The organism is Citrobacter sp. XY323, from assembly GCF_025106035.1.
Classification (GTDB): domain Bacteria; phylum Pseudomonadota; class Gammaproteobacteria; order Enterobacterales; family Enterobacteriaceae; genus Citrobacter; species Citrobacter braakii.
Genome location: NZ_JANYUK010000001.1, coordinates 71,535 through 95,874 on the forward strand (window position 1 = coordinate 71,535; position 24,340 = coordinate 95,874).

General features: G+C 54.4%; 23 protein-coding genes. 9 read left to right on the forward strand and 14 right to left on the reverse strand.

The window, feature by feature from the left end:
- Positions 1 to 212: 212 nt before the first annotated feature.
- Complete coding sequence (locus tag N0B36_RS00360) at positions 213 to 1,088, reverse strand: AraC family transcriptional regulator (protein WP_047498259.1); 876 nt, start codon at positions 1,086 to 1,088, stop codon at positions 213 to 215.
- A gap of 232 nt (positions 1,089 to 1,320) precedes the next feature.
- Here N0B36_RS00360 and deoC point away from each other — a divergent pair, with 232 nt between their 5' ends.
- The 6 genes from deoC (at position 1,321) to N0B36_RS00390 (ending at position 7,116) form a co-directional block, all read left to right on the forward strand.
- On the forward strand, positions 1,321 to 2,022 hold the full coding sequence (gene deoC / locus N0B36_RS00365; RefSeq protein ID WP_049281640.1) for a deoxyribose-phosphate aldolase: 702 nt from the start codon (positions 1,321 to 1,323) through the stop codon (positions 2,020 to 2,022).
- 72 nt (positions 2,023 to 2,094) lie between these two features.
- Positions 2,095 to 3,006, forward strand: coding sequence for a ribokinase (locus N0B36_RS00370; protein ID WP_047498266.1), 912 nt, complete (start codon positions 2,095 to 2,097; stop codon positions 3,004 to 3,006).
- A 29-nt stretch (positions 3,007 to 3,035) separates the two neighbouring features.
- Positions 3,036 to 3,536, forward strand: coding sequence for a D-ribose pyranase (gene rbsD / locus N0B36_RS00375; protein ID WP_047498269.1), 501 nt, complete (start codon positions 3,036 to 3,038; stop codon positions 3,534 to 3,536).
- Between the two features lie 121 nt (positions 3,537 to 3,657).
- On the forward strand, positions 3,658 to 5,040 hold the full coding sequence (locus tag N0B36_RS00380; RefSeq protein WP_049281639.1) for a sugar porter family MFS transporter: 1,383 nt from the start codon (positions 3,658 to 3,660) through the stop codon (positions 5,038 to 5,040).
- Between the two features lie 49 nt (positions 5,041 to 5,089).
- On the forward strand, positions 5,090 to 6,220 hold the full coding sequence (locus N0B36_RS00385) for a Gfo/Idh/MocA family protein (protein ID WP_049281638.1): 1,131 nt from the start codon (positions 5,090 to 5,092) through the stop codon (positions 6,218 to 6,220).
- Entirely contained in the window at positions 6,217 to 7,116 is a 900-nt protein-coding gene (locus N0B36_RS00390) for a sugar phosphate isomerase/epimerase (RefSeq protein ID WP_204566200.1), read from the forward strand. The genes N0B36_RS00385 and N0B36_RS00390 overlap by 4 nt, the downstream gene beginning before the upstream one ends.
- Before the next feature lie 211 nt (positions 7,117 to 7,327).
- On the opposite strand, the gene cbdX is transcribed toward N0B36_RS00390, so the two are convergent.
- From cbdX to puuD, 13 genes are all read right to left on the reverse strand, one after another.
- Entirely contained in the window at positions 7,328 to 7,417 is a 90-nt protein-coding gene (cbdX, locus tag N0B36_RS00395) for a cytochrome bd-II oxidase subunit CbdX (RefSeq protein ID WP_016151902.1), read from the reverse strand.
- A gap of 13 nt (positions 7,418 to 7,430) precedes the next feature.
- Positions 7,431 to 8,567 (reverse strand): cytochrome d ubiquinol oxidase subunit II, encoded by a 1,137-nt coding sequence (appB, locus tag N0B36_RS00400; RefSeq protein ID WP_259685179.1) that lies wholly within the window; start codon positions 8,565 to 8,567, stop codon positions 7,431 to 7,433.
- An 11-nt stretch (positions 8,568 to 8,578) separates the two neighbouring features.
- Positions 8,579 to 10,123: a cytochrome bd-II oxidase subunit 1 gene (appC, locus tag N0B36_RS00405; RefSeq protein ID WP_259685181.1), complete on the reverse strand. Its 1,545-nt coding sequence runs from the start codon at positions 10,121 to 10,123 to the stop codon at positions 8,579 to 8,581.
- An 89-nt stretch (positions 10,124 to 10,212) separates the two neighbouring features.
- Positions 10,213 to 11,070, reverse strand: a complete 858-nt coding sequence (locus N0B36_RS00410; protein ID WP_259685183.1) for a hydrogenase expression/formation protein — start codon at positions 11,068 to 11,070, stop codon at positions 10,213 to 10,215.
- Positions 11,063 to 11,470, reverse strand: a complete 408-nt coding sequence (gene hyaE, locus N0B36_RS00415; protein ID WP_109017859.1) for a hydrogenase-1 operon protein HyaE — start codon at positions 11,468 to 11,470, stop codon at positions 11,063 to 11,065. Before hyaE ends, N0B36_RS00410 begins: the two co-directional genes overlap by 8 nt.
- A gap of 5 nt (positions 11,471 to 11,475) precedes the next feature.
- Complete coding sequence (hyaD, locus tag N0B36_RS00420) at positions 11,476 to 12,057, reverse strand: hydrogenase 1 maturation protease (protein WP_259685186.1); 582 nt, start codon at positions 12,055 to 12,057, stop codon at positions 11,476 to 11,478.
- Positions 12,054 to 12,788, reverse strand: a complete 735-nt coding sequence (gene hyaC, locus N0B36_RS00425; protein ID WP_016151908.1) for a Ni/Fe-hydrogenase b-type cytochrome subunit — start codon at positions 12,786 to 12,788, stop codon at positions 12,054 to 12,056. Before hyaC ends, hyaD begins: the two co-directional genes overlap by 4 nt.
- A gap of 18 nt (positions 12,789 to 12,806) precedes the next feature.
- Positions 12,807 to 14,600 carry a Ni/Fe-hydrogenase large subunit gene (gene hyaB / locus N0B36_RS00430; protein ID WP_016155782.1) on the reverse strand — a complete coding sequence of 598 codons (1,794 nt, stop codon included), beginning with the start codon at positions 14,598 to 14,600 and terminating at the stop codon, positions 12,807 to 12,809.
- Positions 14,597 to 15,724, reverse strand: a complete 1,128-nt coding sequence (hyaA, locus tag N0B36_RS00435) for a hydrogenase 1 small subunit (protein WP_046276297.1) — start codon at positions 15,722 to 15,724, stop codon at positions 14,597 to 14,599. Before hyaA ends, hyaB begins: the two co-directional genes overlap by 4 nt.
- Positions 15,725 to 15,932: 208 nt before the next feature.
- Positions 15,933 to 17,213, reverse strand: coding sequence for an FAD-binding oxidoreductase (locus N0B36_RS00440; protein WP_016155784.1), 1,281 nt, complete (start codon positions 17,211 to 17,213; stop codon positions 15,933 to 15,935).
- A gap of 2 nt (positions 17,214 to 17,215) precedes the next feature.
- Complete coding sequence (gene puuC / locus N0B36_RS00445; RefSeq protein WP_016151912.1) at positions 17,216 to 18,703, reverse strand: aldehyde dehydrogenase PuuC; 1,488 nt, start codon at positions 18,701 to 18,703, stop codon at positions 17,216 to 17,218.
- Positions 18,704 to 18,841: 138 nt separating this feature from the next.
- Positions 18,842 to 19,399 (reverse strand): HTH-type transcriptional regulator PuuR, encoded by a 558-nt coding sequence (puuR, locus tag N0B36_RS00450; protein WP_016151913.1) that lies wholly within the window; start codon positions 19,397 to 19,399, stop codon positions 18,842 to 18,844.
- A 25-nt stretch (positions 19,400 to 19,424) separates the two neighbouring features.
- Positions 19,425 to 20,189, reverse strand: a complete 765-nt coding sequence (puuD, locus tag N0B36_RS00455; RefSeq protein ID WP_016151914.1) for a gamma-glutamyl-gamma-aminobutyrate hydrolase — start codon at positions 20,187 to 20,189, stop codon at positions 19,425 to 19,427.
- Positions 20,190 to 20,400: 211 nt separating this feature from the next.
- Here puuD and N0B36_RS00460 point away from each other — a divergent pair, with 211 nt between their 5' ends.
- The 3 genes from N0B36_RS00460 to N0B36_RS00470 all read left to right on the forward strand — a co-directional run bounded on the left by N0B36_RS00460 (position 20,401) and on the right by N0B36_RS00470 (position 24,323).
- The gene (locus N0B36_RS00460) at positions 20,401 to 21,819 is read left to right on the forward strand and encodes a glutamine synthetase family protein (RefSeq protein WP_046276299.1); all 1,419 of its coding nucleotides are present in this window, start codon (positions 20,401 to 20,403) and stop codon (positions 21,817 to 21,819) included.
- Between the two features lie 387 nt (positions 21,820 to 22,206).
- The gene (locus N0B36_RS00465) at positions 22,207 to 23,595 is read left to right on the forward strand and encodes an APC family permease (RefSeq protein WP_016151916.1); all 1,389 of its coding nucleotides are present in this window, start codon (positions 22,207 to 22,209) and stop codon (positions 23,593 to 23,595) included.
- A gap of 164 nt (positions 23,596 to 23,759) precedes the next feature.
- Positions 23,760 to 24,323, forward strand: coding sequence for a DJ-1/PfpI family protein (locus N0B36_RS00470; protein WP_016151930.1), 564 nt, complete (start codon positions 23,760 to 23,762; stop codon positions 24,321 to 24,323).
- Positions 24,324 to 24,340 lie beyond the last annotated feature (17 nt).

The window sequence follows — 24,340 nt, forward strand, 5'->3', positions numbered from 1 at the left end:
GTTGTTAAGATGTTAGCCGTGGGGCGTATTCGCCATGTTAACTTTTTTAGTTACGCCACTGATTTACGCTCATGTAAACCCCTGCGTAATATTTGATTTTGATATGGAAACAAGGTTACCGAACGAGGTGGTTACCTAAAAGTTGGCAATTATCGCTCCCTTATCGGGGCAGCTCGTTTACGGACCGTAAGTAACGAAGTCTGATGCAAATGTCAGATTGTATGCGTCCCTTCCAACTGCTCCTGCTTGCGAAACGCGCTGGGCGATAACCCAACCGCGCGATGAAAATCCCGCGAGAAGTGCAGCGGATCGTTATATCCCACCTGAACCGCAATTCGGCTGATACTTTCCTGGGTTTCGACCAATAATCGCCGAGCCTGAGACAGCCGGTAATTCTTGAGCCATTTCAATGGGCTCTGGTTAAACGTGGCCTGGAACAAGCGAAACAGCTGTGACTTACTTACCTGACAATAGTGCATAAATTTCTCGATATTCCAGTCATCGTTGTAGTGGCTGTGAATCTGATACAGCAGCTTGCCCAGCCCGCGATGGGTGATTACCTGCGACTGCGCGGCTTCGTAGCTGCGATTTTCCAGCAGGGTAAATATCAGTTGGCTGCACAGCATATCGCAGTGCGCATCGGCCACCAGGGTGTAGCTGTTCATCAGATCAAAAATATGGTGATAAATTTCAACGATCTTTTCCGGCTGCTCGAACTGGAAAACCGGACGTTGAGGTACGTCCATTATCTGCATGATATTGTTAAGTTTTGAACCCTCTATCCGCAGCCAGAGGATTTCCCACGGAGACTGTTTGTCGGGGTAATGCTCATGCGGCCAGCGCACCGGCAACCAGGCGAGTTGCCCTTCCCGCACCGGATAATGCCGGTCTTCAATGCGAATAAACCCTGCTCCGCGCAGGCAAAACAGCAGCTCGTGGCCTACCACCGACTGGCGATGAACGTGGAAATCTGCGGCGGCTTCAATATGCCCGGCACGTAAGATCCGGTAGTTCATCAGGGTGGAAAACTCGTCGGAACCCCGATACCAGTTGGCGATCGCGCGGGTGTGTTGTTTTTGCTTTGACATAGCTGCCTGGTTTGTTATCTGACCGTTTCGCCCGCTATGGTGGCATTTTTCGCCGTCCAGTACTCAGTTGATTGTGACTAATTTTTGAGCTTGCTCACATTTCCGTTGACATGGAAATTTCATCCATGTTTGAGAGAATTCTGCCTATCACGCTTAGTCGCCATCCTGCCTACAGTAACGACATATTCACTGCGCACTTAAAGGTTTTTTACTTACCAGACAGGAGCTGTCCATGATTGATTTTAACGATCCGCGCCAGATCGCCAGGGCGATTCAGTACACCAACGTCAACCCGGATTTGACGCGCGAAGGGGTGATTCAACATCTGGAAACCTGCATGCAGTATCAATTTGATGCCGCCATGATTGCACCCTGCTGGGTTTCCCTTGCCAAAGAAATGCTGAAAGGTAGCGGCGTGCGGGTGGCGACCACAGTCAATTTCCCGATGGCCAACGACACCACGGCGATGAAAATAGCGGTGGTACGCGAGCTGGCGAAAGAGGGGGCCGATGAGTTCGACTTCCCGCCAAACCCTGGCTATCTGTTGGGCGGCCAGGAAGATCTCTATTTCAACGAGCTGAAAAGCGTGGTCCATGTGGCCCATGACCTGGGGATGAAAGTCAAAGCCATGCTGGAGTTTGGTTTCATCACCGAAGAGGCGCTGAAAATCAAAGCCACCCGTTATGCCTTTGAAGCCGGTATTGATTGGGTGAAACAGTCCAGCGGCTGGGGCAAGGGCGGTTGCGAAGCGACGGTAGAAGATGTCCGACTTCTCAAAGCCAATATTCAGTTACCGTGTCGGGTAAAAGTATCAGGTAAGGTCAATACCCTGGAAAAAATGAAAGCGATGTTCGAAGCTGGGGCCGAACTGGTCGGCACCAGTTCCGGGCCGGAACTGGTTAAAGGCCTGACCGGGGATATCAACGCCTATTAATGTGTTGCCGCCGCAAGCGTAATTGCGGCGGCGCAGCGTTGTGCCACTTTCAGTCGAAAAGGGGAATTACTAATGAGTATTTTTATCTTTGGCAGTTATGCCAAAGCGCTGGTCATGACGGCAGATCGCATCCCCATGGTGGGCGAAACGTTAATCGGCGACGATTTTCGCCAGACTTGGGGCGGAAAAGGCTCGGATATGGCGGTGCAGGCGGCTCGGCTCGGGGCAAAAGTGGCCTATGCCGGGGTGGTGGGCGATGACACCTTCGGCCATGAATTTGTGACCCTGATGCGTGACGAAGGCGTCAATATCGATGCGTTAACCTTAACCCCAGAATTACCCACCGGAGCGGGCCTTATTATCAAAGATAATCAGGCTCGTAATGTAATTGTGGTGGATATGGGGGCCAATAAACTGTTCAGCCCGGCGCACGTGGATGAGGCAAAGGCGCTGATCGAGCAGAGCCGCGTGGCGCTCGCGCAGTTGGAGATCCCGTTGGAGACCGCGCTCTATGGCCTGAATCTCGCTAAGCAGCTCGGCAACATCACCATTCTCAATCCCGCCCCGGCCAGGGACTTACGCGGCGTAAACCTCAGCCATATCGATTACCTGACGCCAAACGAAACCGAAGCCCGCGTGGTGCTTGGGCTGGCTCCCGACGATACTCGCAGCAACCGGGAAATTGCTGATTTACTGCTGGAGACCGGCTGCCGATATGTGGTGATGACGCTTGGCGAAGCGGGCAGCGCGGTGTTCAGTCGCACCGATACCCTGGAAATCCCGTCCTGCAAAGTGGACGTGGTAGACAGCAACGGCGCGGGAGACAGCTTCAACGCTGGATTAGCTGTCGCGCTCAGTGAAGGGCAGTCCGTCGATAAAGCGGCATTTTTCGCCAATGCCACCGCTGCATTGTGCTGCTGCGACTGGGAAACCGTGCCCTCCTACAAAACGCGTCAAGAAGTCGAACAATTTCTCGGTTGTTAATTATAAAAACTCAATTCGGAGAGATAACCATGAGACCTGAACGTATCCTACATCCCCAACTCGCGGCGGCGCTGTCCACCCTCGGTCATACCGATATTATCTTGGTGACCGACGCTGGTTTCCCTATTCCGCCAAACGCGAATCGCATCGACCTTGGTTTCTGGCCGGGTATTCCCGACGTAACCGATATTCTGCGTGTGCTGCGCCATGAAGTGTTTATCGAAGATATTAAATTTGCTCGCGAAGTCCGCGACTGCAATGGCGATTTGTACCGCCAGGTGCAGGATATCTTTACTGGCTCCGGGACAGATTTCAGCGAAGCCAGTCATGAAGTGCTGTGCAATGAACTGGCCTACAAAGCCAAAGTCGTCATTCGCTCCGGCTCGTTTAACCCGTGGGCCAATTTCGCGCTGGTGGCCAGTACCGATCCGTTCGCGTGGTTTGCCGAAGGCACTAATGTTCAGCCGCTGCCCGACTATGTGACGCGCCGCCAGCGGATTAAAGAGAATTACGTTCCGGAGCTTAACTAATCAGTCGGCTGTTGGGTAACCGCAACAGCCGAATTAATAGCGGATTATCGCAGGCACACGACAGGGTGATAGGGGCAGCTTTTCCTTTCATAGATCCCGTATCCCGGTAAGGATTGTGACGATGAAATATCCATTCTATTTGTACTTTAGTTGCTGCGTTGCCATTTTCGGCGGGATCATGTTTGGTTTTGATATCGCGATAATTGCTGGCGCTATTCCTTTTATCCAAAGTTATTTCAGCTGGAATGAACTCCAGCTTGGATGGGGCGTAAGTTCATTACTTGTAGGTTGTATTATCGGTTCATTCGGGTCGGGATACGTTACCAATAAATTTGGCCGCAAACGCGTTCTGATTGTTGCCGCTATTATATTTGGTATTTCCTGTGCGGGAACTGGCATCGCCACCAATGAGACCACATTCATCCTTAATCGTCTATTAGGCGGGATTAGTGTTGGCGCAATTTCAGTGCTTTCGCCGATGTACGTGGCGGAGATGGCCCCGGCGTCAATGCGCGGGCGGATGACCGCGGTTTACCAGTTGTGCATCATGTTGGGTATTTTGCTCTCTTATATGACCAATTATTTTCTAAAGGATTTGGAAAATAACTGGCGGCTGATGTTTATCTCCGGTGTGGTTCCCGCAGCGGTGTTTTTTATTGGACTACTGTTTATTCCGGAAAGCCCGCGCTGGCTGACCATCGGTGGACAAAAACAAAAAGCGCTGGCGATACTGCAACGGTTTTATTCGCCAGGCGAAGCACAAAGCATTACCAATGACGTAGAGAAAAATCTCGCTGCTCATCACGCAGCCAATGCCGGTGCGCTGTTTGACAGAGATTCACGCAACAGCATTGTATTAGGGTTGATTTTGGCGGTGCTGGTGCAGTTAATTGGCTGTAACGCCGCGCTAGATTATGCACCGAAGATTATGATGGCCGCCGGATTTTCTATTAGTTCAGCGCTCTATTTCAATATCTTTATGGGCGTCATCAATTTGATCGCAACCGTAATCGGTGTGGTGTTAATTGACCGGGTAGGGCGGCGGCCACTCTATTTCTATGGCTCGTTGATTATGGGCGTGTCGCTGTTTTTCCTGGGCTTCTCGTTCCATCACTCCTTGCCGGTGCTGGTGACGCTGCTCTTTTTATTTTCCTATATCGCCTGCTTTTCCGCCTGCATCGGACCGGTATTCTGGACCTTGGTCTCGGAAATGTTTCCCAATGCGATACGCAGTAAAGCCGTGGCGCTGGTTTCCTTTACCCAGTGGATATTCAATTTCCTGGTGGTCTGGCTGTTTCCTTTTACGCTGGCAACATTCGGCGGCAATAACACCTTCTATTTCTTTGCCGTGATGTGCCTGATTCAACTGGCGATTGCCAAATTTATGTTGCCGGAAACCAAAGGAAAATCGCTGGAAGAGATCGAGCAGTTCTGGCTGCAAAAACAGCGCCATGCTTCTCCGCTTGCGGACAACGCGTCGGTGAAGGGAAATACGCTGCGCTGAATATTTCCGGCGAGACGAGCTCTCGCCGCCAAACATAAACGGGGTCATTATGGATTCGTTAGAGCGCTTATTAGAGCAGGTGACACGTCCGGCGTTACCACAGCGAAAAGACTACAAAATCGGTATTATCGGCGCGGGTTTTATCGTTGAGCATTGCCATCTGGTGGCTTACCAGAAAGCGGGGTTTACGCCATATGGGATAACCTCGCTGGAAAATGCCCACAGCCAGCGACTGGCCCGGGCATTTAACATCCCTAAAACCTACGCTAGCTGGCAGGAGATGGTGTGCGATCCGAAGATCGAGATTATTGATATCGCCGTGCCGCCGCATATCCAGTTAGCGATTGTGCGTTTTATCTGCGGCAAACATTCTCCGGCGAAAAACGTGAAGGCCATTCTGTGTCAGAAACCGCTGGCGATGTCGCTGGAAGCTGGCCGCGAAATCGTCCGTCTCAGCAAAGAGAGCGGTATCCCCATCGCGGTGAACTCCAATATGCGTTACGACCCGTCGATCCGGGCGCTGAAGTACATTCTCGATAACCAACTGATCGGCACGCCGGTACTTGCCAGCATTGATATGCGCGCTATTCCCGACTGGCAGCAGTTTCTTCAGCAGTATAAAAAGCTCGAACTGTATGCCATGGCGATCCACCATATCGATGCCTTCCGCTTCCTGTTTGGCGATCCGGTTAAAGTCACCGCTGTTTGCCGCACCGATCCGCGTACCGCTTTTGAACACACCGATGGCATCACCCAGTACACTTTCCAGTATGCCAATGGCCTGATCGCCACCAGTCTGGACGACGTCTGGGCCTGGCCGGGTGGACTCTGCGCTAAAAATAATTATATCAACTGGCGGGTGGAGGGCACCGACGGGTTGGCGGAAGGCGATTTCGGCTGGCATCGCCGTCCGCCGGAGTATTGTGGCAGCACCTTAAAACTGGCGTCACGCGAGTATCCCGAGCGCTGGATCGCCCCGCAATGGAAACGCCAGTGGTTCCCGGATGCCTTTATCGGCACCATGGCGAGCCTGCTGTGCGCTCTGGAACATGGCGCACAGCCGGAAATCAGCGCTGAGGACAACCTCGGCACGCTGGCCTGTATTGAAGCCTGTTATGCCTCTATTCAGGAAGAGCGAACCGTTTATCTCAATGAAATCCTTCAGGAGAATACAAAATGATTAACGTAGGCATCTTTACTGGTTACTACCCCTACTCCTTGGAAGAGACCATCACGAAGATTAAGCAGGCGGGGATGGGTTGCGTGCAGCTTGACCTCGAGTTTACCGATATCGATCTGAGCCGGGGGCATATCACCAAAGCGAAAGCGCACCAGGTGCGCGACGCGTTTCGCAAAGCCAATCTGCCTATCGTCGCTATTTCGGCGTATACGAACCTTGTGCATCCGGAACCGGTGAAGCGTGCCGAGAATATCGCAGCGGTGAAAGAGATCCTCGCTCATGCGCGGGACTTCGGTACGCCGTATGTGATCAGCGAAACCGGCACTTATAACGTCGATAGCGACTGGTTGTACGATCCGCAAAACAGCACTGAGGAGGCGTATCAGGAATTTAAAGCCATCGCCCGCGATTTGGCTGCTTTTGCTTACGCTCACGGCGCGGTATTCCTGGTGGAAAACTACGTGAACAACATTATCGGCTCGGTCAGCCAGGTGGCGCGACTGATGCGCGATATCGATCACCCCGGCCTGGGGCTGGCGCTGGATCCGACCAACTATTTTGATGATAAAAATATCGACGCCATTGATGAAACACTGCACAGCATCTTCAATGTACTGGATAGCAAAATTAAAATTGCCCATGCCAAAGATTGTAAGAAAACAGACGTGGTGATTGAGAAATTCGGGGACGGCGCAGCGGAGCATAACAGCTTCCGTGGAGCCGGTTTGGTGGAGCTGCCCGCAGCAGGGCTAGGGGCGCTTAACTATTTGCTGTATGTGGAGCTGCTCGCGAAAAACCACCCAAATATTCCGCTGATCATTGAACACGTCGACGAGTCGGATATTCCGCGCGCCAAAAACTTTGTAGATGATATGTTGATGGTGACCGGGGCGTAATTCCTAATGTGAATCAGGCATTCCGCGGAACAGGGGGGATGCCTGCGTTAACTGACGTAAAACTCACCACTTAAATTGCAGCACCACTCTGCGGTTTATAGATAAGCTTGGTGCCAACCAGGGTTTGGGTGCAGCCATGCTGCTTTTGTGCGAACGAATAAAGACTCCCCGAATAAACAGGGGAGCCAGGAAGCGTAACGCACGCGCAGGGCTATTTCTGCCGTGACTCAAGCCAGACCAGCGCCAGCGTGGAGAGCGTGCACATCAGCAGAATGCCGACAAACCAAAACAGATACCACATCGTACAGTCCTCCCTAATAAAGTTCGTGGTTGTGGCGGCGGATTGTTTCTACGTTGATTCGTCCCAGCATCTTGTAATAACTCCACAAGGTATAAAGCAGAACTATCGGTAGGAAAATCAACACGATAACCAGCATGATACTGAGTGTCATCTGGCTGGAGGTACTGTCCCACACCGTCAGGCTAGAGAGTGGATATGCGCTTGATGGCATCACAAATGGAAACAGGGTGATTCCAGCGGTGAAGATCACGCAGGTCTGGGTCAATGAAGCAAACAGAAATCCCCACACGGCCCGACGTTGCCCGCAGGCATAGATCGCGAGCATTGGAAAAATCATGCCCAACAGCGGAATAACCAACAGTAGTGGTGAATTTTCAAAGTGCGCCATCCACGCGCCCGGTGCGGTCGTTACTGCCTTTAATAGCGGGTTGGACGGACCATTAGGATCCTGGCTAAGCAGCACATAGCCGTCGATCCCCGTCCACAGCCAGTACCCGGCTAACAGGAAGCAGAGCACCACTAACATCGCGCTGCGGCGGGCGGCAGACAGCGCGCGCAGGTGAAGAAGGCCGTCGGTTTTCAACTGGAGCCAAACGCCCCCCTGCATAATGACCAACATCAGGCTTAATGCGCCGCACAGTAGGGCAAAAGGAGAGAGCAATTCCCAGAAAGAGCCCAGGTATTGCACATGTAATTGTGGCGTGAACACAAAAGGCACCCCCAGGAACAGATTGCCGAAGGCGACGCCGAAGATAACCGGTGGCACCAGGCTGCCGATAACCAACCCGGTGTCCCACATGGCGCGCCAGCGTGCATTCGCTATTTTACCGCGATAATCAAAGGCCAATGGACGAAAGAAAAGGGCGCACAGCACCAGAATCATCGCCACATAAAACCCCGAAAATGCGGCAGCATAGACCCGCGGCCAGGCTGCGAATAATGCACCGCCCGCCAGAATGAGCCACACCTGGTTACCTTCCCAGTGCGCCCCTACGCTATTGATTAACACCCGACGTTCATCATCGTTGCGCGCGATCAGCGGTAACAGGCAGCCGACCCCCATATCAAACCCGTCAGTGACCATAAAGGCCACCAGAATAATGCCAATCAGCAGCCACCAAATGAGCCGCAACGTTTCATAATCCAACATGATGCTCTCCTTTATACCTGTTGTTGTGCCGGTTGTTGACGTTGCATCGCATCTGGACCAAGACGCGCGTTTTTTTGCATCAGGTAGACTTCGGCAATTAAAAACAGGGTGTAAAGCGTGAGGATTAGCCCCATGGAGAAGGCCAGTTGGCCCGCGCTCAGCGCAGAGTGGGCGTACCAGGTCGGCAAAATATCCTGAATCGCCCACGGCTGGCGGCCAAACTCCGTCATAAACCAGCCTGCTTCAATGGCAATCCACGGTAGCGGCAGGCTCCACAGCGTTATGTGCAGTACCCAGCGATGCTGGTCGATACGCCAGCGTAAGGTCTGTATCAGCGCAATCGCCATCACCAGCAGCAGAAGGGAACCGCATCCAATCATGATGCGAAAGCTCCAGAACACGGGGGCGACTTGCGGAATAGCGCCGCGTTGTGCGGCCTGATATTGCGCTGGCGTGACATGGTTCATGTCAGGGGCGTAGTTTGCTAACAGGATGCCGTAACCCAGATCTTTTTCCACGGTGTGAAAAGCGTGCAGTAGCTGAGGCGTGCGGTTACCTTTGGCGATTTCCTGCATCAGCAACCATGCTTCCCGGCCCCGCTGCAGGCGGGGTAGCGCGTCTGCCATCAGGTTCTTCAGCCCCGGAACTGGCGTATCTAAAGAGTGAGTCGCCAGGATACCCAGCAGGGCCGGTATCTTCACGGAAAAGGCGTTACGCTCTTGCTCCTGTTGCGGCCAGGCTATCACATGAAAGGGCGCAGGTGCCGGTTCGGTTTGCCATTCCCCTTCCATTGCCGCCAGTTTTACCGGCTGGCGTTGGGCGACCTCATAGGCTGAGCTATCTCCCAGTTGCAGAGTGCCGAGGATAGCCAGTGTGCCAAAGACGGAACCTACCGCGAAGGAGCGCAGGGCGAACTCGCGAGCGCGACCACGCAGCAGATACCAGGCGCTGATGGACATCACAAACATGGCGCCTGTGACATAACCAGACATCACGGTATGCACAAATTTCACCTGGCTGATGGGGTTAAAAACCAGCGCGCTAAAGCTGCTCATCTCCATGCGCAGGGTATCAATATTAAAGTGAGCGCCTGTTGGATATTGCATCCAGCCGTTGGCGTTGAGGATCCACAGGGCCGAGATATTGGAGCCAAACGCTACCAGCCAGGTCACCAGTAAATGCTGGTACTTGTTTAAGCGCTGCCAGCCGAAGAAGAACAGCCCCACGAATGTGGATTCAAGAAAGAAAGCCATCAAGGCTTCCATCGCCAGCGGAGCACCGAAAATATCGCCCACATAGTTGGAATAGAGCGACCAGTTAGTCCCGAACTGAAACTCCATGGTCAGGCCGGTCGCCACACCGAGCGCAAAGTTAATACCGAATAACTTTCCCCAGAAACGCGTCATGTCGCGGTAGACTGTTTTGCCCGTCACCACGAACAGGGTTTCCATGATGGCCAGCAAAAAAATCAGCCCCAGCGTCAGGGGAACAAACAGAAAATGGTACAGCGCGGTCAGCGCAAACTGCCAGCGCGATAAGTCAATGACGTCCCACATGTGAACTCCATCAGGCATTAGAGAGTGAACAGATAAGGAAGAAAACGCCAGACCCGCAGCAGAAAAGTATGCGGGTCGGGAGAAGGGGATCAGGCTGGCGGGCCGGATGCCAGCCAGCTACAGACTTCATCCAGACGCTGGAGCGAGTCGAGCAGATCCTCCGGAGCAGCCAGTACCAGTTCCGGTAATGGACAGATCTCATAACTCTCGAGCAGAAGTCCTTTCAGGGTATCCAGACAGCGCACATGCCAGACATGGCGCAGCGCCGTGGCGTCGATTTGGCTCTCGCCGTAGCCGATGGTGCGGATCTGAATGCGCCCTTCGCCACACAGGCGGGAGAGGAACTGGCGATCCGCATCGCTAACCGGGAGTTGGGTGAGGTTAATGCTATGAGGTTGCGTGGCCGGATCGCGCACGTGCGCCAGCAGTTCCTGAGCCAGCGTCAGGCCATTCATCAACCCATCGACGGGCTGAGGCAACAGGCTATCGTCTGGCAGCGTCGTGATTGTTGCTGCCTGCCACAGCGCCCGTGGCGCGCTGCCTGCCTCCAGATGCTCCTCCCATTGACCCAAGTCATTCTGGCAACGCACCCGCCAGATTCCGCAGAAAATAGACTCCTGAATCTCACTCGCCCTGCCGTCAGCCTGCTGGATACGCACGGAAACTTCGCCTTCGCCGAGCAGCGTATTCAAAAACGTGAGGTCGTCTGCGTTGAGCGTGGATAAATCCCATCCCAGCACGTCCTGTTTTACGGGGATTTTCTGGCTAAGCTGGTGGCGCACGTCGGCTAACAATGCCATCACCGCCGGGCTGTGCGGACAGTTTTCCAGCCTCGCCATGCTGGGGCTGCTGTTGACCTGGCAGGTGAGGGGCAAGGGATTCATGCTGAAGCTGTCATCGCCCGGCTGGGTTCCCGGTCCCAGCAGATGAAAAAAGGTATCACTCATCTTGCAGGCTCCGGGGGATGCGTTCTTCAACGAGGGGGCGCATCAGGTTGAGCAGGTCGGCCCACGGGTGGATGCCGCTGAGAATGCCGCGCAGCTCGCCGTGGATAAATACCAGCGTGGCCGGGAAGCGGAATACGCCAAAACGATCGCCGATAGCCTCGCTGTGCTCGAGATCCGCCATAGCGATTTGCCAGTCAAACTGGGGAAACTCGCGGAGCAACTCGGCAATCATTACCGGGTTATCGCTGACTTCTGGCGTGCGGCGGGGATCGCTACTGAGCAGCACCACGCCATCACGCACACGCGTTACCCAGTCATCCAGTTCAGATGCGGTCAGCGGTTGCCAGCCGCGCGCCAGCATGCGTTGCCATAGCACGGAAAATGGTTTGTCATTCAACATGTTGCTTATCTCTCCAGCGTTACACGATACTGGCGAATACGCACGCCTTCATAGTTTTCCAGCGACAGGCATTCATAGTTCAGGCAACGCGTTTCATCGATTGTCTGTGGCGCGATGCCCCACGCGGCCAGTTGCCTTAGCGCGGCTTGTTCTGCCGCCGGGAGCTGAGCGCGCGCGATGTCGGTCAGGCTGCCGCCATAGTCGTCCAGCTGCACCGGCTGTAGTCCTACGAGGGCGATGTGGGCGGGCAGATGACCGCGAATCTCCGCCAGAGCAAGCACTTCGGAGAAGCTGTTCTGATGCAGACTCATTTTTTTGGCGCTGAGGTAACTGGGGACTTGTTCACCAGCGTAGGATTGCAAAGTGCCTGGCGCGAGTCCGTAGTCGATGGCGTCCAGCAGCAACAAATGGCTGGCCTGCTCAACGTAGCCCAGCAGATTCAGCCCTTGCGTGCCGCCGTCGACAATCTCTACCCATTCCGGCCAGTGATAGTGGGCGTACAGGCGTTCGGCAACGCGAATGCCAAATCCTTCATCTGCCCACAGCAGGTTGCCTAAGCCCATCACGATGACGTAAGGTTCGCTCATGACGCCTCCTTATCATGCTGGCGTTTGGCAAATTTGTGGCTACGGTAGCCGTTGATCATGGTTGAGATGACGGTATCGTCAGACATGATGTCCTCGCGGATAGCCATATACACATGACCGATGATGAAGGCGGCGATGAACCACATCCCCAACCGATGCCAGCTGTGGATATCGAGAGAGTTACCGCCGGTCCAGTAGAAAAACTCCGTCACATAGCGGAAGGGGGTAAAAATGGCGTACTGGCTATGCTCGCTGTATAAGGCAAAACCGGTGAGGATCATAAAAACTGAGAGCAGGAAATAACCGAACATCGCCGCCTGCGCGACGGGGTTATGGCCGATATCTTCTCCCGGTTTTTTTTCCAGAAACAGATACCAGCGCACCACTGAAAAGGCACCCTGCCACCAACTGCGACGCCAGACAGGCACGATAAACAGCTCGCGTGAATAGCGATTGCCGACGAAGGCCCAGTAAATGCGACCCAGCAGTATCACCGTAAACACCATGGCTGCGGCGAAATGCACTAACCGGATGTCGCCCATGTAGAACAGGTAAGTGGCTTCGCCGTTGACCGACGGCAGTGGTCGGCCAATGAAGTATCCGGTTACCATCAAAACCAACATGCAGCCCACTGTCAGCCAGTGCCACAAGCGTACGGGCGCTTCAAACACATAGTGGCTGACGGCGGTATCACGCGCCTCCCCGACGCGTGGGGATATCTTTCCAGTCATCGTTCCGTTCCTTAACGCTTAGCGAACCTGGACTGCGATAAGTTCGCTGCCGTCGTCGCCGAGGACGTGGGTTGAACATGCCAGGCAGGGGTCGAAGCTGTGCAAGGTACGCAGGATCTCCAGTGGTTGATCCGGTATCGCCATTTGGGTGCCCATCAACGCCGCCTCGTAGGCGCCAATTTGCCCCTTCGGATCGCGCGGGCTGGCATTCCAGGTGGTCGGCACTACGCACTGATACACGTCGATCTTCTGGTCGCGAATCGACGCCCAGTGACCGAGTGCTCCGCGCGGCGCCTCGGTAAAACCGATCCCACGGCACTGCTGCGGCCAGCTTGCAGGCTCCCATTTTTCGGTATTCGCCGTAGCCAGATTGCCGTTTTTCAGGTTGGTCATCAGCTTGTCGAAGAAATATTGCAGCTTGCTCACGGCCCACTGCGCCTCGTGCGCGCGGCACAAAATACGCCCCAGCGTCGACTGCATACCCGACAGCGGCAGTTTGAGTGCGGACATCATGCGATCGACGGATTCAATCGTGGCGGCATCCCCTTTGTGATAGGCAATCAGCGTACGCGCCAACGGTCCAACTTCCATGGCGTGTCCGCGCCAGCGCGGGGCTTTAATCCACGAGTAGCGTTCCTGTTCGTTGAGCTGCTGGATATCGGTATCGCTGCCTTTGACATCGCCGGGGTTGTACCAGGGTTCAGTAATCCCCTCGAACGGGTGACGACCTAATTGATCGTCCGGATAACGGTACCAGGCATGATCGACAAACTCCTGAATTTGCTGCTGATCGGCCAGATCCACCGGCATGACATTGTTAAAATCACCGTTAATGACCGCGCCGCCAGGCATCAACAGGCTCTTCGCGCTGAAGTCGTTGGCAATATCCGGGAACGCGCCGTAGCTTAAGACGCACTTATCAGACAGCCCGGTGCCAATCTGGCTCCAGGGTTTGTTGAACTGGCCGATAGCCAGCGCGTCAGGAACCATGACGTTGTTGATGAAGTCGGCGGTGCGGGTGATGATCGACTGTACCAGGTTAAGGCGTTCCATATCGACCGCGCCAACCGCGCCGCTCTGATCGATATTGATAGCGCATGGCATGCCGCCGACAATCCAGTTAGGATGCGGATTCTTGCCGCCAAACACCGTATGGATTTTGATAATCTCGCGCTGAAAATCGAGCGCTTCCAGATAATGGGCAAAGCCCATCAGGTTAGCCTCTGGCGACAGTTTGTACTGCGGATGTCCCCAATAACCGTTGCGGAAAATCCCCAACTGACCGCCGTCGACAAATTTCTTCAGGCGGTTTTGTACGTCAAAGAAGTAGCCTGGGGAGGACATCGGCCAGGCAGAAAGGCTTTGTGCCAACTGCGATGTTGCGCGCGGATCGGCTTTCAGGGCATTCAGAACGTCAATCCAGTCCATTCCGGCTAGCTGGTAAAAGTGGACCAGGTGGTCGTGGCACCACAGCGTCGCCAGCATAATATTGCGAATGATGTTGGCGTTATCGGGCACCTTGATGCCAATGGCATCTTCAATGGCATAGACCGATGCGAGCGCATGTACGCCAGTGCACACCCCGCAAATTCGTTCGACAAACGCCCAGGCATCGCGCGGGTCGCGCCCTTGCAGAATAATTTCAAGTCCACGGAACATGGTGCCGCAGGACACCGCGTTGGTGATGATGTTCTGCTCATCAATGTTCACCTCACAACGCATATGCCCTTCAATGCGCGTAATGGGGTCGACAACCAGGCGCCGGCCGGCATTATTGACCGTATATCCCTGGGTTTGATACGAATTGCTCATGCCTGTTTATCCTCATTGTCTGGCGACTGTTGTCCGGCGTCGGCTAATTGCTGTTTGTGGCGGTTATGTTGATTGACGGCGCTGGCGACTGCGTGGACACCGACGCTGGCAGCCACCACGCCAAGCGCGGTGAGGCCCACGGTATCGGCGGTTGAATGCGTCCCCATCTGCGGGATATCGACCACGCGGCTATAGAACGAACCGCGATCCCAGAAGCCGTTCTCTGAACATCCCAGACACCCATGACCGGACTGGATGGGGAAAGAAACGCCGCCATTCCAGCGGGTGGTGGAGCAGGCGTTATAAGTGGTAGGCCCTTTGCAGCCCATTTTGTACAGGCAATAGCCTTTTCGGGCAGCGTCATCGTCCCAACTCTCAACGAACTCCCCGGCGTCAAAGTGGGCGCGGCGGTAGCATTTGTCGTGAATACGCTGACCATAGAACATCAGCGGACGTCCCAGACGATCGAGTTCAGGCAGACGATCAAACGTCACCATATAGGTAATGATGGCGCTCATCACATCCGGAATCGGCGGGCAGCCGGGCACTTTCACGATTGGTTTATCGGTGATCACCTTATCGATCGGCGTTGCCTGGGTTGGATTAGGCCGGGCGGCCTGCACGCAGCCCCAGGAGGCACAGGTTCCCCAGGCGATAATCGCGCTGGCGCCTGCCGCGGCTCTTTTTAGCTTTTCAATAAACGGTCGCCCGCCGCTGATGCAGAACATTCCTTGTTCACCCAGCGGAGGATTGCCCTCGACGGCCAGAATGTATCGGCCGTGGTAGCGGCTCAGAATGTCTTCAAATACCTCTTCGGCCTGCGTTCCGGCGGCGGCCATCAGGGTGTCGTCGTAATCAAGAGAAATCAGGGAGAGGATGACGTCTTTGGCGAGTGGGTGAGAGGAGCGGATAAATGATTCGGTGCAACAGGTGCATTCCAGCCCGTGGATCCAGACGACCGGGATCCGGGGTTTGTTTTCCAGCGCCCAGGCTATTCTGGGCGTCATTGCGGCTCCCAGCCCAAGCGATGTTGCTGCGAGGCTGCAATATTTGAGAAAACTGCGTCGACTCACCCCTTTGCGGCGCATCGCCTGATAAAAGGTCTCCTCGTTATTCGTATTCATAACACGCGTTTCTTCCCCCGTTGAGTTCTGGCCACGTCGCCAGCGATAATCTAAAAAAGCCTATCCGATCAGCAGGGAGAAACAATGCAAAGTGTAGGGTTATGTCCTATTGCGATATTTTCGTGCCCGTTACCTGTTTTTCACTGTCCGGGAATAAAAAAACGCACAGGGGAGACCGCCCTGTGCGTCGGGTTTATTGCGGAAGAACTTAAACCCCAAGGCGATCGCGTAAGCTGTAATATGCCGCCCCCATGGCGGTAAACGGAATGCGCAGGCTGCGCCCCCCCGGGAACGGGTAGTGCGGCAGTTTGGCGAAAGCGTCAAAGCGCTCGGCATCCCCGCGCAGCAGTTCAGAAATCAGACGTCCTGCCAGGTGGGTACAGGTCACGCCGTGGCCGCTGTAGCCCTGCATATAGTAAATGTTGGTATCAAGACGGCCGAACTGCGGCATGCGAGATAGCGTTAACAGGAAATTACCGGTCCAGCGGTAATCAATTTTTACCCCCTGCAATTGCGGGAAGGTTTTCAGCAGTTTCGGCATTACCAGACGTTCAATATCGTCCGGATCGCGGGCGCCGTAGACCACGCCGCCGCCGTACAGCAGGCGGTTATCACCGGTCAGACGGTAGTAATCCAGCAGATAGTTACAATCTTCCACGCAGTAGTTTTTAGGAATCAGCGAGCGCGCCATCTCTGCAGACAACGGTTCGGTGGTTAATACCTGTGTGCCGCATGGCATGCTGCTTTTTGCCAGCGCAGGCTCCAGTTTGTCGCCGAGGTAGGCGTTGCCCGCGACGATCACAAAGCGGGCCGTAACCTGACCTTTTTCGGTGCTGACCACCGCCGGGCTGGTGTGCTGGATACGGGTGACCGGCGACTGTTCGAAGACGCGCCCGCCGTTAAGACGAATGGCGTTAGCTTCGCCAATCGCCAGGTTCAGCGGATGAATATGACCACCGCTGTGGTCGAGCAGCGCGCCGACATAACGATCGCTGCTGACTTCGCGACGAATTTCGCTGCTGTCTAACAGTTCAAGCTGCGTGTTGCCATAGCGTTCCCAGTTCGACTTCTGCTCCTCCAGCGTTTCCATCTGCTTGTGGTTCAGCGCCACAAACAGTCCGCCGGGGCGATAGTCGCATTCGATCTGATAACGCTTGATACGTTCGCGGATGATATTACCGCCTTCAAACATCATGCTGCCAAGCATTTTGGCGGCGTCCGGGCCATAGGTGCGCTCGATGACGTCGATATCGCGACTGTAGGAGTTCACCAACTGACCGCCGTTACGTCCGCTGGCCCCGAAGCCGATACGCGCGGATTCCAGTAGCACTACGTCGTAACCCATCTCCGCTAAGTGCAGGGCGGAGGAGAGACCGGTATATCCACCGCCCACGACGCAAACATCACAGCTAACCGACTCGCTAAGGGTGGGAAACGGTTCGTACTGATTGGCGCTTGCGGCGTAATAACTGCTGGTATGTTCAGTCATGATTAAGGCTCCAGGGAGATCCAAATGGTTTTCAGTTCGCTAAATTTTTCCAGTGCATGCAGGGACTTATCGCGCCCGTTGCCGCTTTGCTTATAACCGCCGAACGGCACAGTCATATCACCGTCGTTGTAGTTATTAACGAAGACCGAACCGGCCTTCAGGCGACGACTCATGCGGTGGGCGCGCGACAGATCGCGGGTCCAGACCGCGGCCCCCAGGCCGTAGTCACTGTCGTTGGCCAGCGCCAGAGCTTCGGCTTCGCTGCTAAAACGGGTGACGACCAGCACCGGGCCGAAGATCTCATCGCGGCTGACGTGGGCTTGCGGGGCTGTATCGACAAAAATAGTCGGGCCGATAGCCGCTGGGTGTACGTGGCTGCGACCATCCAGCGCCAGCGTGCCTTGCGCTTCACCGTCGCGAATAAAACCGTGCACGGTGTCGGCATGCGCGTTGTCGATAAGCGTGCCCATCGTGGTTTCCGGATCCAGCGGGTTGCCCGGCTGCCAGTTTTTCGCCTGCTCTTTCAGCAGGGCGATGAACTCGTCGGCAATACTCTCTTCCAGTAACAGACGCGTACCGGCGATACAGACCTGACCCTGGTTATAGAAGATGCCTGCTGCAGCATTGGCGGCGGCTTTCGGCAGATCCGGGCAGTCGGCAAAAACGATGTTGGCACTTTTACCACCGGCCTCCAGCCAGACGCGTTTCATATTGCTGTCGCCAGCGTCTTTGAGCAGTTGCTTGCCGGTGCGGGTCGAGCCGGTAAAGGTGATCACATCAACATCCGGATGCTGCGACAACGCCTGGCCCGCTTCGTGGCCATATCCGCTCACCACGCTGAGAACGCCATCTGGCAAACCTGCTTTTTTTGCCAACGCAGCAAGGCGAATGGCGGTCAGCGGTGATTTTTCTGAAGGTTTGAGGATCACGCTGTTGCCTGCAGCCAGTGCCGGGCCAAGTTTCCAGCAGGCCAGCAGCAGGGGAAAATTCCACGGCACGATGGCCGCAATGACACCCACCGGCTCGCGCACAATCAGCGCCAGATCGCTCACCGAGGTGGTGGCCACTTCGCCATAGACTTTATCTATTGCTTCGGCGTACCAACGGATGGCGCGTGCCGCGCCTGGAATATCATCACGCAGGCTATGGCGAATAGGTTTACCGGTGTCGAGCGTTTCCAGTAGCGCCAGCTCCTCGTGATGCTGCTCCATTAAATCGGCGAACTTGTGCAGGACTGCCTTGCGCTCTGCGGGTGATGCTTGCGACCAGTCTCCGCGTTCAAACACGGTGCGGGCTGCGGTGACCGCGCGGTCTACATCCGCTTTTTTGCCGCGGGCGACTTTGGCGAGCGGGCGTTGTCCTGCCGGATCCTGCGTAATAAAGGTTTCGTTATCGGCGGCTGCGCAATATTCGCCGTTAATAAATAAACGGGTCTCCGGCGAATAATGGCTGGCTTTCTCACGCCAATATTTAAGATTCTGAAAGTTCATAGCTACTCCTTTTATATCAATAAGATAAAGTTCGTTGCTGATCTTTTTCAGGCAAAATCAGGCTGCACGATGCCCCAGGGATGTACCCTGTTAATGCGCGTTATTTAAGAAGGCCTGAGAAACTCAGGCCGCTACTTATTAGAAAGTGGTAGGAGTGTGGGCACTGATGATGCGGCAGATCCCTGCCGAGGTGTTGCTGAAGCTATGTGGTATACCGGTGTTAATGGCATAACTTTGTCCTGCAACAAGATGATACGTTTGACCGTTGATGGTCAGTATCACTTCACCTTCCAGTATTGTCCCAATCTCTTCACCCTGGTGTTTAATTCTCTCCCCGGTTGTCGTACCTGGCTGATAGGTTTCAAACATCATGGCCAGCGTACGATTCGGATTTCCGTTGTGTACCAGCTTCATGGATACTCCCTGACTCCCGATCTCAATCAAATCATCCTGATTGATAACCACCTGCGGTTCGTCAGGCTTTTCCGGTTCCGCGAAGAACTCGGAGAGCGACAGCCCATAAACTTTCAATAGCTTTTGCAGCGTACTGATGGCAGGACTGACTTTATCCTGCTCTATGGTGCTGATGGCGCTATGCGTTAACCCAGACAGTTCGGCGGCACGACGCTGTGAAAGACCCAATTGCTGGCGGATCTCTGACAAACGTTTACCCGGCGCCAGGCCGTCATCGCTCATAATTGCATTTCCTTAACTGTAGTGGTCAGAGTCGCTGTTTTTCAGCGAGGTGGTTCTGACAAGCGGTGATAAAACCTTCAAGTAACAAACGCGACAGGGCGTATTCGCTACTGTTCCATTCCGGGTGCCACTGCACGCCAAGCGCGAAAGGATGGTCGTGAACGCTGGCTGCTTCCACTAATCCATCCTGCGAGCGTGCTTCCACGCGCAGTTGCGGGCCAAGGGTTTTTGCGCCCTGACCATGCAAGGAGTTAACCCAAAACGTGCTGCAACCTGGTATTAGCTGAGATAGCAATCCTCCCTGTTGAACCTGGACTTCATGAGATGGCGCATATTGCTGCTCCACCGGGAGTTCCGCATCTTCACGATGTTCCAGGAACTGTGAGTGATCGCACAGGCGACGATACAGAGTCCCGCCAGTGGCGACAACTAATTCCTGTAAGCCCCGGCAGATGGCGAAAATGGGAATGCGCCTTTCGAGCCCGGCGGTGATTAGCGCCATGCTCAGAAGATCACGCCCGGGATCGGCGTCAGACTCATCGCCATTTTCACCATAAAGGTGCGGCTGCACATTGCTTGGGCTTCCTGGCAGGAAGATACCATCCAGTTTCGGTAACAGCGCGTTCAGTAATTCGGGTTCCGCAAGCGCATGGGGAATCGCTATCGGTAATCCACCGGCGTTTAATACTGCATTCAGGTACTTTTCTTGCAGAGTCTGGGTCTCGTGACCCTTAAGCCTGTTCCTACACATCACTACACCAATAACTGGCTTGTCAAATATATTGCCCATGATCGACCTCACGTTTTGGAATAAATTATTGCCAAACGGTTCCTTGTTATGCCATTCCGTTCATTATTTTCTCAATCTAGCAGCGGAATAACCTTCTAGCAAACTTAATTTAACATTTGACAAACAATTTGTTTGCATCCAGAGTCGAAGAGTGGACATTATATTTAACAGTCAAATCACAGAACAGCTTACAGGCCAACGGCGGTGAATCATGGAAACCAATATCGTAGAAGTTGAGAATTTTGTTCAGCATTCTGAAGAGAGACGAAGTAGCGCGTTTGCGCGTGAAGTTAAGCAGTATCTGGAGCGCTATCCCAACACGCAGTTCGTGGATGTGCTGTTAACCGACCTGAATGGTTGCTTTCGTGGTAAACGCATTCCCGTTGCGGGATTACACAAGTTAGAGAAAGGCTGCTATTTCCCGGCATCCGTTTTCGCGATGGATATTCTTGGCAATGTGGTCGAAGAGGCGGGATTAGGCCAGGAGCTTGGCGAACCGGATCGGACCTGTGTCCCGGTGCCTGGCACGTTAACGCCTTCGGCCGCCGATCCGGAATGTATTGCGCAGATGATGCTGACGATGCTGGATGAAGATGGCGCTCCCTTTGACGTTGAGCCGCGGAACGTACTTAACCGACTCTGGCAGAAACTTCGCCAGCGCGGTCTGTTCCCCGTCGTAGCGGTAGAGCTGGAGTTCTATTTACTCGATCGTAAGCGCGATCCCGAAGGTTATCTGCAGCCGCCGTGCGCGCCGGGAACGGACGATCGGAATACGCAAAGTCAGGTTTACTCGGTTGATAACCTGAACCACTTTGCTGATGTGCTGAACGATATCGATGAACTGGCCCGTTTGCAGCTGATCCCGGCTGACGGCGCGGTGGCTGAAGCCTCCCCTGGGCAGTTTGAAATCAACCTCTACCATACCGATAACGTACTCGACGCCTGCGATGACGCGCTGGCGCTGAAACGCCTGGTACGGCTGGTGGCGGAGAAACATAAGATGCATGCCACGTTTATGGCAAAACCTTATGAGGAGCATGCCGGTAGCGGAATGCATATCCACATCAGCATTATGAATAATAAAGGCGAGAACGTGTTAGCCGATGCGAATGGCGATGATTCCGCGTTACTAAAGCGTGCGCTTGCCGGGATGATTGATCTGATGCCTGCGTCAATGGCGCTGCTGGCGCCGAATGTGAACTCTTATCGCCGCTTCCAGCCGGGGATGTATGTTCCGACCCAGGCTTCCTGGGGGCACAACAACCGTACGGTGGCGCTGCGCATTCCCTGCGGCGATCGTGATAACCATCGGGTTGAATATCGCGTGGCGGGGGCTGACGCCAACCCGTATCTGGTGATGTCGACCATTCTGGCGGGGATCCTGCATGGTCTGGATAACGAGCTGCCGTTGCAGGAAGAGGTGGAAGGCAACGGCCTGGAGCAGGAAGGGCTACCGTTCCCGATCCGCCAGAGCGATGCGCTGTGGGAGTTCATGCAAAATGACAGTCTGCGTGAGTTGCTCGGGGAGCGTTTTAGCCATGTGTATCACGCCTGTAAACACGATGAACTGATCCAGTTTGAACGCCTGATTACCGACACTGAAATTGAGTGGATGCTGAAAAACGCCTGACAGGAAAGTGGCCCGACGGCGGAATGTTTGTCGGGCCTGTACGCATTGTTTGGTCATTGAAAAAAAGAAGTCGCATCATGCGGTCTGAGCGGAGCCAGCCCGTCAATATTGCAGGATCACCTGCCATTTCCCGGATGTCGCGTAATGGAGCGGCTTGCGACAACGGGTCTTCAGATAACCGACAGAGTTTGTGACGAGGAAATGTGATGATGCCAATGTTTAAAAACCCGCCCCGCGTGAGCATCCATGGCTCCCGCAGTAAGTACGGACCGCATCTGTGCCGTGCAACATTGACGCCTTTCTTTTGGCTTTCCACCCCGACACGACCCAGGTCTGCTGTACCCACGTTTCGATCGCAGATCTGGGCCCGTGGCGGGGAGGAAAGCTATGTCGACTAATTCTTCTGTGGATCTCGCGGCCCAGCCGGGCAAAGCACAGTTGCGTAAATCCCTCAAGCTGTGGCAGGTGGTGGTGATGGGGCTGGCCTATCTCACACCGATGACGGTATTTGACACTTTTGGTATTGTTTCGGGTATCAGCAATGGCCATGTTCCGGCCTCCTATCTGCTGGCCCTGGCGGGCGTGCTGTTTACCGCCATCAGTTACGGAAAGCTGGTACGCCAGTTTCCACAAGCCGGTTCGGCCTACACCTATGCGCAAAAAGCGATCAACCCGCATGTGGGGTTTATGGTCGGCTGGTCGTCACTGCTTGATTACCTGTTCCTGCCGATGATTAACGTCCTGCTGGCGAAAATTTACCTTTCCGCGTTGTTCCCGGGCGTTGCGCCATGGATTTGGGTGGTGATGTTTGTAGCGATCCTCACCGCGGCCAATTTGAAAAGCGTAAATCTGGTGGCGAACTTCAATGCGCTGTTTGTACTGGTGCAGGTTGCGATAATCGTGGTGTTCATTGTTCTCGTGGTGCAGGGGCTGCACAAAGGCGAAGGGGTCGGGACCGTCTGGTCGCTGCAACCGTTTATCAGCCAGAATGCGCATTTGATCCCGATTATCACCGGGGCGACCATCGTCTGCTTCTCGTTTCTCGGTTTTGATGCGGTAACCACGCTCTCTGAAGAGACACCGGATGCCGCGCGTACCATTCCAAAAGCTATTTTCCTTACCGCGCTTTACGGTGGACTGATCTTCATTGCTGCCTCGTTCTTTATGCAGCTGTTTTTTCCAGATATTAGCCGATTTAAAGACCCGGACGCGGCGCTGCCGGAGATTGCGCTGTACGTTGGCGGCAAACTGTTCCAGTCTATTTTCTTGTGTACGACCTTTGTGAATACGCTGGCGTCAGGTCTGGCGTCCCATGCCAGCGTTTCGCGTCTGCTGTACGTGATGGGCCGCGATAACGTCTTCCCGGAGAAGTACTTCGGCTATGTCCATCCGAAATGGCGTACACCCGCGCTGAACGTCATTATGGTCGGGATTGTGGCACTCTCGGCCCTGTTTTTTGACCTGGTGACCGCCACGGCGTTGATTAACTTTGGCGCGCTGGTGGCCTTTACGTTCGTTAATTTGTCCGTGTTTAACCACTTCTGGCGTCGTGAAGGGCGTAAGCATACCTGGCAGGAAAAGTTGCACTACCTGGTATTGCCAATGGTCGGCGCCGCCACCGTTGCCGTACTGTGGGTGAACCTGGAGGTGACATCGCTGACGCTGGGACTGGTATGGGCTGGCGTGGGGTTGGTGTATCTCGCCTACCTGACCGGACGTTTCCGCAAGCCGCCGCCGCAGTTTGACGCCGCGAAATCTGAGCAAGCCTGGGAGTGATAGAAACTTCAGGTATTAACAACAGGGCACGCCGTCAGGGGCAACTACCTCAGACGTCCGGTGACGGCGTGTCCTGCGGTATTTATTAATGTCGTGAAATGCGTGGGCTATAGTAAAGATGGCCGTTATTTCTCATCATTAATAACCGTGAGCGGGGGATGTGAATGAAGAAGATACTGATGCTGGTCGGCGATTATGTCGAAGATTATGAAACGATGGTGCCTTTTCAGGCGTTGCAGATGCTGGGCCATCGTGTTGATGCCGTCTGTCCGGATAAAAGTCAGGGGGACTACGTTCAAACCGCTATTCATGATTTTGATGGGGCGCAGACCTACAGTGAAAAACCGGGTCATCGTTTTACGCTGAATGCGAATTTTGCCGAGGCGCGGGCCACCGATTACGACGCGCTGCTGATCCCCGGCGGACGTGCTCCGGAATATCTCCGGCTGAATCCGGATGTTATTAAGCTGGTGCAAGATTTCAACGCTGCCGGTAAGCCTATCGCCGCGGTCTGTCATGGACCTCAGCTATTAGCGGCGGCGGGGGTGTTAGAAAACCGGACCTGTAGCGCCTATCCGGCCTGTGCGCCAGAAGTTCGTCTGAGCGGCGGGCATTACGCAGATATCGGCATTGATCAAGCCCACGTGGATGGCAATCTGATTACCGCGCCTGCATGGCCCGCGCATCCGCAATGGCTGGCTAAATTTGTTGAAGTATTAATGAAGTAAGCAATGAAAAAAGTCGG